The organism is Streptomyces sp. NPDC058459 (genome assembly GCF_042721685.1).
In the GTDB taxonomy this organism is placed as follows: Bacteria; Actinomycetota; Actinomycetes; order Streptomycetales; family Streptomycetaceae; genus Streptomyces.
This window is the reverse complement of the sequence record NZ_JBHXLV010000437.1, coordinates 1-1,080: the sequence shown is the minus strand read 5'-3', so window position 1 is coordinate 1,080 and position 1,080 is coordinate 1. Positions and strand designations below refer to the sequence as shown.

At 74.6% G+C, this 1,080-nt stretch carries 1 protein-coding gene; it reads right to left on the bottom strand.

The window, feature by feature from the left end:
- Positions 1-50: 50 nt before the first annotated feature.
- Positions 51-1,010: a chaplin gene (locus ACFWN1_RS33425; protein WP_384370576.1), complete on the bottom strand. Its 960-nt coding sequence runs from the start codon at positions 1,008-1,010 to the stop codon at positions 51-53.
- Positions 1,011-1,080 lie beyond the last annotated feature (70 nt).

The following is a 1,080-nucleotide window of genomic DNA, read 5'->3' as shown; positions in this document are numbered from 1 at the left end:
CGCCGTGACACGGCAGGGGCCCGCTCCGTCTTTCCCGTCAGCCCCCTGGATCAGGCCGCGTTCCGCGCCTTGCGGTACAGGACCGCGCCCGCGAGGACCGCACCCGCGCCGGCCGACAGGGCGAGGCCCAGCGGCAGGTCACCACCGGTGTGAGCGAGCCGTCCGCCCGCGACGTGACCGCCGCCCTGGTACCCGACCTGCGCGGACCCCTGCGGGGCGTGGCCGCCACCAGTGGCCGGGGTCGCGGGGGTGGCGGGAGTACTCGGGGCGTGGGGGTGGGCCGGGGTGCCGGGGGTGGTGGGCTGACCCGGGGTGCCCGGAGTGCCCGGAGTGCCAGGGGTACCGGGGTTTCCGGGCGTGCCGGGGGTCCCAGGCTGACCGGGATGACTGGGATGACCGGGGTGACCGGGGTGACCGGGGTGGTGGCCGTGATGGCCGGGAGGACACGAGTCCCCGGGGTGACCGGGCGTACCGGGGTTCCCCGGTTGACCGGGCTGGTCCGGCGTACCGGGCTGGTCCGGCGTACCGGGGTTGCCCGGGTTCCCGGCCTGCCCCGGCGGGTTGTCATGGTCGCGGTCCTGGCCGCCGTCGCCGCACTGGTTGCCGCCCGCCGGATTCAGCAGGCCGATGACATCGACGCTGTCGCCGCACAGGCTGACCGGGATGTCGACCGGTACCTGGACGGTGTTGCCGGAGCCGACGCCCGGGGAGTCGGTGGTGCGTCCGCCGGCGTGCGCGCCCCCCGAACCACCCCCTATACCACCCCGGGCGCCGTTGCCGCAGGCGTTGCCCACGGACGGGTTGAGCAGTCCGACGACGTCGACGGTGTTGCCGCAGGCGTTCACCGGTACGTGGACCGGGGCCTGCACGGTGTTGCCGGAGAGTACGCCGGGCGAGCGGGCGGCGGAGCCGGCCACGCCCGAGTCGGCGTGTGCGTATCCACTGGCGGCTGCGATCACTCCGGTCGCGGCCGCCATGGTCATCAGGCCCTTACGGGTGCCGTGTCGCATGTGCTGATCCCCCCTGGGATTCCCTGCTTCGACTGATGGCGAAAACCGGTCGGCCCCGGAGCGCATGACG